This window comes from Streptomyces sp. NPDC101151 (assembly GCF_044768335.1).
GTDB lineage: Bacteria > Actinomycetota > Actinomycetes > Streptomycetales > Streptomycetaceae > Streptomyces.
The window spans coordinates 70,900-79,764 of the sequence record NZ_JBIWPP010000027.1; the positions used below are offsets into that span (position 1 = coordinate 70,900).

General features: G+C 70.8%; 6 protein-coding genes. 3 read left to right on the forward strand and 3 right to left on the reverse strand.

Annotated elements, in window-relative coordinates; translation table 11 throughout:
* Nucleotides 1-64 precede the first annotated feature (64 nt).
* Nucleotides 65-1,498, reverse strand: a complete 1,434-nt coding sequence (locus ACIRU3_RS34960) for a PP2C family protein-serine/threonine phosphatase (protein ID WP_404065173.1) — start codon at nt 1,496-1,498, stop codon at nt 65-67.
* A gap of 346 nt (nt 1,499-1,844) precedes the next feature.
* Between ACIRU3_RS34960 and ACIRU3_RS34965 the strand changes: the two genes are divergently transcribed.
* Both ACIRU3_RS34965 and ACIRU3_RS34970 read left to right on the forward strand, forming a co-directional pair.
* Complete coding sequence (locus tag ACIRU3_RS34965) at nt 1,845-2,258, forward strand: SsgA family sporulation/cell division regulator (protein WP_404065175.1); 414 nt, start codon at nt 1,845-1,847, stop codon at nt 2,256-2,258.
* Nucleotides 2,259-2,397: 139 nt separating this feature from the next.
* Entirely contained in the window at nt 2,398-4,419 is a 2,022-nt protein-coding gene (locus tag ACIRU3_RS34970) for a phosphocholine-specific phospholipase C (RefSeq protein WP_404065178.1), read from the forward strand.
* Here ACIRU3_RS34970 and ACIRU3_RS34975 read toward each other — a convergent pair.
* Both ACIRU3_RS34975 and ACIRU3_RS34980 read right to left on the reverse strand, forming a co-directional pair.
* Nucleotides 4,409-5,434: a Gfo/Idh/MocA family protein gene (locus ACIRU3_RS34975; protein WP_404065180.1), complete on the reverse strand. Its 1,026-nt coding sequence runs from the start codon at nt 5,432-5,434 to the stop codon at nt 4,409-4,411. The two genes, ACIRU3_RS34970 and ACIRU3_RS34975, sit on opposite strands and share 11 nt — an antisense overlap.
* Nucleotides 5,435-5,504: 70 nt before the next feature.
* On the reverse strand, nt 5,505-6,599 hold the full coding sequence (locus tag ACIRU3_RS34980; RefSeq protein ID WP_404065183.1) for a chemotaxis protein: 1,095 nt from the start codon (nt 6,597-6,599) through the stop codon (nt 5,505-5,507).
* 434 nt (nt 6,600-7,033) lie between these two features.
* On the opposite strand from ACIRU3_RS34980, the gene ACIRU3_RS34985 reads away from it, so the two are divergent.
* Nucleotides 7,034-8,758 (forward strand): fatty acyl-AMP ligase, encoded by a 1,725-nt coding sequence (locus tag ACIRU3_RS34985; RefSeq protein WP_404065185.1) that lies wholly within the window; start codon nt 7,034-7,036, stop codon nt 8,756-8,758.
* The last annotated feature ends 107 nt before the right edge of the window (nt 8,759-8,865 follow it).

The window sequence follows — 8,865 nt, forward strand, 5'->3', positions numbered from 1 at the left end:
TCGTTCTGCTGTTCCTGGAACGTCGGTCCCGGAAGGCCGGTTCAGCCGGCTCGGAAGGTCCGGCTCAACCGGTGACCCTGGCGACGAGCACACAGGCGTCGTCCTCGCGTTCGGCTCCGCCGAACTCCTCCACGACCGTCCGCACACACTCCTGCGCGGTGCGCACCGCGCCGAAGCGTGGGGCGAGGGCGAGCAGCCGGTCGACTGCGGTCGTCCCGCTGTGTCCGGACACCAGCCCGTCCGTGTGCAGCAGGAGGAGGTCGCCGGGCTCCAGGGCCACTTCGGCCTGCCCGTAGGTGGCGCCCGTGGTGGCGCCCAGCAGGACGCCGTCCGGTGCGTTCAGCATGCGCCCCGTCCCGTCGCGGTACAGCAGCGGGGCGGGGTGTCCTGCCTGCGCCCACACCAGGGTGCGGGTCTCGGGCTGGTAGTGACAGCAGACGGCGCTGCCGAGGGCCGGTTGCACGGTGGCGTCGAGTAACTGGTTGAGCAGGGCCAGGAGCTTACCGGGCCGGGTGCCGGCCATGGCCATGCCGCGCACGGCACCGAGGAGCATCGCCATGCCGGACGTGACGGCGACGCCGTGCCCGGTGAGGTCGCCGACGCTGAGCAGACTCGTGCCGTCGGACAGCTCCAGCGCGTCGTACCAGTCACCGCCGATGAGAGCGCTCGTCGAGGCCGGCAGATAGTGGGCGGCGAGATCGAGGGTCTGCGGTCCCCGGTGCGGGAGCCGCAGGGAACCGCGCCAGGGCGGGAGCACTGCCTCCTGCAGCTCGACCGCGAGCCGGTGCTCGGTCTGGGCCTGCCGTTGGTGGCGGTGCAGCGAGTCACGGGTCTGGCGCACCGTCCGCTGGCTGCGCCGCAGTTCACTGACGTCGCGCAGCACGGCCCACATCGAGGCGGTGCTGCCGTCGCCGCCGAGTACGGGCTCGCCCATCATGTGCACGGTGCGCACGGAGGCGTCGGGCCGTACGACGCGGAACTCGCCGTCGATCGGCTTGGCGTCGACGAGACAGTCCGTCACCATTGTGGTCAGCTTGGCGCGGTCCTCCTCGATGATCAGGGAGGGCAGCTCGTCCAGGGTGAGGGCGGGGCCGGCCGGGTCGAGGCCCAGGATCTGGTACAGCTCCCCGGACCAGTTCGCCTCGTCCGTGAGCAGATTCCACTCCGCGCTGCCGACGCGGCTGAGCAGCGAGCCGCGTGGGGCGCCGGCCGCCGCCGGCCGGACGGCCGGGGCGCCGGCGGACTGCCGAGCGGCGGTGGGCTGCGGACCGTCCCGCAGCTGCGCCAAGTGGGCGTCCAGGTCGTTGAGTTGGTGCAGTGCGAGGTCGTAGAGGGCTCGCTGCCAGCGCTCCTCCGGGTCCGAACCGTCGCTGTGAGCGTCCCGCCGTACGGCGTCCACGTCGCCCTTGAGTCGCCGCGCCTGCGATATCAACGCCTCGACCGAGCCGCGCCCGGGCGGCTGGGCGGGTGAGCGGTCCGCGGAGACTGGGGACGGCATGACGCACTCCGATGGGGACGGTACGGCGAAGGGGGACGGAGGGACCGTTACGACTGTCGCACAGCCCGCGACTCCCTGTAAGGGATTTGGCAACACACGATACGGTGGTGCTTCCGGCATATGCCAGAGTCTTCCCGGCCTGTTCCGCGGGTACGGATGGCGTACGCGCGAGGGAGTTCAAGTCGTAGGACTTCTACGGAACTTGACCGATGTCGGAGCGCTTCGATGTCGGCTCAGTCGTCTGTTCGACGCTCTGATGTTCCATGATGACGCCGACCGGCCGATGTGCACCAACTCTGTCCGGAATTGACGTCCTGTGAAGGGCTCCCGCGGACTCCTTAAAGGCATGGACATCACGATCGAGCAGCCCGCCCATGCCCGTCTCATCACCGCCGAGGACGAGGAGGTCCCGGTCTCGGCCACGCTGCGCTACACGGCCGACGATCCGCTGGCCGTCTTCGTGGACTTCCCGCCCGAGGCCACCCTCGGGGGCGACGACGTCACCTGGACCTTCGGGCGCGCCCTGCTGGAGCAGGGCCTGCGCGCCCCGGCCGGACACGGGGACGTACAGATCTGGCCGTACGGCCGCACCCGGACGGTCCTTGAACTCCACTCGCCGTGCGGCCTCGCGCTGCTCCAGTTCCCGACCTCGGCGCTGCGCCGGTTCCTGGTCAACACCTACGCCGTGGTGGCGCCCGGGCAGGAGGACGTGGGGGCGGTCGTGGAGCGGGGGCTGAGCACCCTGTTCGGCGGAGTGTGAGGGCCTGCCGGGGCAGGTGTTGCGACTTTGACTTTTGTTCATCCGTGCCTCACCACATGGCTCTGGACCTCGACTTTCACCGCGTGCACCCTGGCCCGCGGTGTGCCGCACGGGCACTCCGACGACGAGGACGGGGCGAATGACACCGATCAGCCGACGAGGCTTCGTGGGGCTCGGCGCATCCGTGGCGGCGGGAGTGGCGCTGGGCGCCGGCCCCCGCAGCGCGGCCGCTGCCGCCACGGCGACCGGCACGATCAAGGACGTGAAGCACGTGGTCATCCTGATGCAGGAGAACCGCAGCTTCGACCACTACTTCGGGCGCCTCAAGGGCGTCCGCGGCTTCGACGACCGCAGCGGCATCACCCTGAGCGGCGGCTACCCGGTCTTCAACCAGCCGAACGGAGCGGGTCGCCAATACCCGTGGAAGCTCAGCGCGACCCCGGCCGCGGGCGGCAAGGACGGCGAGACCCTCGCCCAGTGCAACGGCGACCTGCCGCACTCCTGGTCCTCGCAGCACTCCGCCTGGAACAAGGGCCGCCTCGACAACTGGGTCTCGGGTGTCGGCAACGTCCGCTCGCTCGGCTACCTGGACCGCTCCGACATCCCCTTCCACTACGCGCTCGCCGACAACTACACCGTCTGCGACGCCTACTTCTGCTCCAGCCTCAGCGCGACCGGCCCCAACCGCACCTACCTGTGGAGCGGCAAGGTCGACTCCTCCAGCTACGACGGCGGCGACGAGTCCGGCCTGACCTGGCAGAACTACGCCGAGGCCCTGCAGGCCGCCGGAGTGACCTGGAAGGTCTACCAGAACGCGGCGGACAACTACGGCGACAACGGCTGCGCCTACTTCAAGAATTTCGCGAACGCCCAGGCGGGCGACCCGCTCCACGACCGGGGCATGTCCTCCGTTCCGAAGGTCACCGGCTCGACCCCGGACGACATCGCCGCCGCCATCAAGGCCGACGTCCTGGCCGGCACCCTTCCGCAGGTCTCCTGGGTGGTCCCCAACCAGGCCTTCTCCGAGCACCCCTACGCCCCGCCCGGCGACGGCGCCCACTTCGTGAACCTGGTCTACAAGGCCCTCGCCGCCGACAGCGACGTCTTCGACTCCACCGTACTGTTCCTCAACTACGACGAGAACGACGGATTCTTCGACCACGTCCCGCCCCCGGCACCGCCCGCCGGAACCGCCGGCGAGTTCCTCAACGGGGTGCCGTACGGCTTCGGCTTCCGTGTCCCGATGATCGTGGTCTCGCCCTGGACCCGGGGCGGCTGGGTCTCCTCGGAGGTCTTCGAGCACACCTCGGTGCTGCGCTTCCTGGAGACCTGGACGGCGGCCCTCGGCAAGTCGGCCCGCTGCCCCAACGTCAGCGACTGGCGGCGCAAGGTGAGCGGCGACCTGACCGGTGTCTTCGACTTCGCCAACCCCGTCTACGGCCCCGTCCCGCTGCCCGCCACGAGCGTCATCGGCATCGGCACCTGCGGCCCGCTGCCCAACCCCGTGCCGACGAACAACGCCCTGCCCGCCCAGGAGCCCGGCAGCCGTCCGGCGCGCGCGTTGCCGTACCAGCCGGGCGGACACCTGGACCACCTGGAGTTCGGGTCCGCGGGCAAGATCCTCGCCTGGTTCACCATGACCAACCAGGGCGGCCCGGCGGCACGGGCGGCACACTTCTCCGTCCAACCCAACGCCTACCGCGACACCACGCCCTGGCAGTACACCCTCGACGCGGGCGGCACCGCCTCCGACTACTTCAACATCGGCACCGGCTACGGAGCCGGCAAGTACGACCTGACCATGGTCGGCCCCAACCGCTTCCTGCGCCGCTTCAAGGGCGATGCCACCAAGGCGGGCAAGTCGGTGGAGGTGAGCACCCGTTACGCCGTCGAACCCGGCACGGGCAAGCTCGCGGTCTACTTCAAGATGACCAACTCGGGCGCGTCCTCGGTGACGTTCACCATCACCTCCAACCACTACCGCACCGACGGCCCCTGGACCTACACCGTCGCCGCGGGAGCCTCGAAGGAGGACTACTTCAACGCCGTCGCGTACCAGAACGGCTGGTACGACTTCACGGTGACCGTCGACTCCGACGCGACCTGGTCGCGCCGGTTCACCGGGCACCTGGAGACGGGCGCCACGAGCATCAGCGGCTGACCTCGGCGTACAGGTCCGGGCGCGGGGCGAGCTCGACGGCCACCCGGCCGCCGCGCTCCAGCGCCCGGACTCCCGCCTCGGCCACGACGGAGGCCGCGTAGCCGTCCCAGACACTCGGGCCGGTGACCTCGCCGCGCCGGGTGACGTCGACCCATGTCTGCACCTCGCGGTCGTAGGCGTCGGCGAAGCGGACCAGGTAGTCCTGAGCCACCTCCTCGGCGGCGCTGCCCCGGGAGGTCACCACCATGGTGTGCTCGTCGCCGATCCGGGCGCTGCCCCTCTCGCACACCGCCTCGCAGCGCACCTGGTAGCCGAAGCCGCTGTTGACGAAGACCTCCACGTCGACCAGGGCGCCGCGCTCGGTCTCGAACAGCACGAACTGCGGATCCACCAGGCCTCGCGGCGCATCAGCCGAGGACGCCGGGCGCAGCACGGTGACCGCCGTCAGCTCCTGCCCGAGCAGCCAGCGGGCCGCGTCGATCTCGTGCGAGACGGAGCTGTTGATCAGCATGGCGCTGGTGAAGTGCTCGGGGGAGGAGACGTTGCGGTGGGTGCAGTGCAGCATCAGCGGACGGCCCAGGCCGCCCGCGTCCAGCAGCGACTTCAGCCGCCGGTACTCGGCGTCGTAGCGCCGCATGAAGCCGATCTGTGCCAGCCGGCGGCCGAGGCGTGCCTCGGCCTCCACCACTCGCAGCGCCCCTGTGGAGTCCGGCACCATGGGCTTCTCGCACAGCACGGGCAGACCGCGCTCGAAGGCCGCGAGCAGCGCCTCCTCGTGCGCGGGGCCGGGGGAGGCGATCAGCGCGGCTCCCACGCCGGGCGCGTCCAGCGCTGCCAGCGGGTCCGTGTGCACGGCGACACCGTCCAGGCCGGCCACCGCCTCCTTCGCCCGTGTGACATCGGGGTCGGCCACGGCTGCCACCCTGGCACCGCTCACCACCTCGTCGAGGCGTCGTATGTGGTCGGCTCCCATGTGCCCGGCACCCAGTACGGCCACACCCAGCAGGTCACCCATGCGCGCGCTCCCTTACGCCGACGATCACGCCGAAGCGTACGCCGCGCAGGGAGCGCTGCCCGGGGGTGCCTCAGTACCGCAGCACCCCCGCGATGCCGTTGGCGTCACCCAGCGTGCCGTCGGGCACGAAGCGGACGTCGGCGCCGGTTTCCAGACACTGCTCGACGATCTCGTCCACGATGTCGTCGCGGGCGTCCAGGTCGCCGGGCTCGGCCGGGACGAGGTGGTCACCCTGGTCGCGGACGGTCGCACGGTAGTTCTCCTCGACCGCGAGCAACCGGACCCGGCCCTCCCGGGCGTTCTGCCACAGCTCGTCCGCCCCGGCCGCGAAGGTCTTGTGCCCGCGTGCCGAGATCAGTTCCGCGATCACGGAGGTGGTGTCCTTGCGTGCCTCCGCCGCCAGGACCGGCTGCAGGGCCTGCCACACGGCCTCCGGTCCGGCGTGGGCGAGGCCCCCGTGCGGGACCTGTACGCCGGACTTGGCGATGGTCCCGACCTCCTCCATCAGGGACAGTGCCGCCTGCTCGCCGGTGATGTAGAGAGGGCGGGGCTGGTCGCGCAGGAGGGTGCTCATGGCGGTGTCCGCCTCGCGCAGGTACTGGCGTGTGCCTTCGTCACGGAAGGTGCTCGGCTGGTCGCCGATCTGCATCTGCCGCTCGGCGTCGAAGTTCTCCCTGCTGTGGATCAGCGGGAAGCCGCCGAAACGCTCCTCCACGACCCGGTCCGGGCCGCCGCTCCACAGCGTGACGCGGTCCGCGGAGAGCGACAGCACCCAGAAGGGCCGCTCGGCCGCCTGCGCGGAGACCAGGTTGCGGGTGAGGAAGGTGTCCGCGAGCACCACCCGCTCGGGGACGGTGCGGGCCAGCGACCAGACCTGGTGCTCACCCGGGGCGGCGAAGATCACCAGGCCGTCCTCGGCGTGCGCCAGGTCCACTTCCGCCAGCGCGCGGTCGAGCTGGGCCACGACCTCGGCGCGCCGCTCCCGGGTCACCGAGGGGTCGGATTCCAGCCGCTTCCTGGCCTTGGCCACGACGTTACGCAGCCGGACGGGATCCTGGCCGTTCTCGGGTTCACGGCGGTGCGTCGGCGTCAGGACGGACACCGCCGGGTAGGGACGCGGGCGCCGCAGTTCGGCGAGGGTTGCGGGACTCAGTGCGTGCTCCATGACAGCACGATAGGGCGTATTCACCTGTCCGGCATTCGGGGTGATCGCCTGATATTTCCTGGCTCTCTGTGGCGAGGTGAACGCGGCGTGTGACGCATCCCACGACGGGGCGTGCCGACCCGGGCGTGCGCAGCCCGTTCATGCGTTCGTCACGGATCGTCAGCTGAACGAACTCACTTGGATACGAAGCGTTTACGTGTGTTCGGCATCTCGGTCAAAGAGACCTTGCTATGGTCCTACTCATCGGTAGCAGGCTGCTGCGGGGGGATCACGAAGAGCTGTCCCGGCCCGCGGTTCCCTGTGCGAGGGGTCGAGGCCAACGACCCGGCAACGAGGCCGGGCCGACGCCGACGCCGACTCCGTGCGTCCGTGCGACACGACGCACCGAACTCCCGTTTACTCGCCGCCCATTCAGACAGGTGAAGACTCGTCCTATGGCACGTTCCCTGGTCGAACTGCTGACCGCGCACGCCTCGAACCATCCGGAGCGCACCGCGTACCGCCACCTCGTCACCGGTGACTGCGACGGAGAGATCCAGGAACTCACCTACGACCGCCTGGCCACCCGCTCCCGGGCGGTCGCCGCCTGGCTGCAGGAACGCGGACTGGCCGGTTCCCGCGCCATGCTGCTGTATCCGGCGGGCCTGGAATTCATCTGTGCCTACCTGGGCTGCCTCTCGGCCGGTGTGGTCGCCGTACCGGGCGTGCCCCCGCAGGGCCGCGCGCAGAACCACCGTGCGCTGACCCGGATGAAGCGTCTGATCGCCGACGCGGACGCCAAGGTCATCCTGGGCGGCCGCGACGTGATCGCCGCGCTCGACGGCATGGCCGCGCAGCTGCCCGAACTCGACGGGATAGCCCGTCTCGCCACGGAGGACATACCCGACGACGTGGCCGCCGCCTGGCGCGAGCCCGAACTCACCGCGGATTCAGTCGCGTTCCTGCAGTACACCTCAGGTTCCACCTCCGCCCCGCGCGGTGTCGCGGTCACCCACGGCAACCTGCTGGACAACGAGCGGGTCATCACCGAGCGCATGGGCCACACACCCGGGACCATCGCCGAACACGGCAACGAACTGTTCGTCAGCTGGCTGCCCGTGTACCACGACATGGGGCTCATCGGCCCTGTCCTGAACACGGTCTACCTCGGCGTCACCGCCACCCTGTTCTCACCCCTGCACTTCCTGCAGCAGCCGGCCCGCTGGCTCGACGCCGTCAGCCGCTACCGCCCGCACACCAGCGGCGGCCCCAACTTCGCCTACGAGCTGTGCCTCAAGCACGCCGGCCCGGAACTGCTCGACGGCCTCGACCTCAGTTCGTGGAAGGTCGCCTTCAACGGGGCCGAGCCGGTGCGCGCGGCCACCCTGCGCCGCTTCGCCGACACCTTCGGCCCGGCCGGATTCCGCCGCGAGGCCCTCTACCCCTGCTACGGCCTGGCCGAAGCCACCCTGATGGTCACCGGCAGCACCCCGGACACCCCGCCGACGCTGCTCGCCGCCGCCGACGGTGCCCCGAACGCCGGCGAGGCCGACGCGGCCGCCGTGGGCTGCGGCCGGCCCGGCCCCGGCGTGACCGTGGCCATCGTCCATCCCGATCGGCACGAGGAAGTGCCCGAGGGTGAAGTCGGCGAGATCTGGGTGGGCGGAGCGAGCGTCGCCAAGGGCTACTGGCGCAACACCCTCGCGACCCGCGAGACCTTCCGCGCCCAACTCCCGGGCCACGAAGGCCGGTTCCTGCGCACAGGCGACCTGGGTTTCCAGCGGGACGGCGAACTGTTCGTCACCGGCCGTCTGAAGGACCTCATCGTCATCGACGGCCGCAACCACTACCCGCAGGACCTGGAACTGACCGCCGAACTCGCCCATCCGGCCCTGCGCCCCGGCTGCACCGCCGCGTTCTCCGCGGACGGCGGAGCGGAGGGCGAACAGCCCGTGATCGTCGCCGAGATCGCGCCGGAGAACGCCGGTGAGTGCGAGAAGATCACCGACCGGATCCACTCCGCGGTCGGCGAGGCCCACGGCCTGTCCGTGCGCGACGTCGTCCTGGTCGAGCCCGGCACCATCCCCAAGACCTCCAGCGGGAAGATCCAGCGCCGGGCCACCCGCACGGCGTACCTCGACGGCACCCTCTCCGTGCTGACCGCGCCCGCCGTGGGATGACACCGCCCGCCTCCGGCACGCCTGCCCGCGCCGGAGGCCCGGCCGCCCTCCCGGCCGCCGCGTACAGCGCCCCCTGAGAGCCCTGCGCCCGCTCCGCCGTGGCCGCA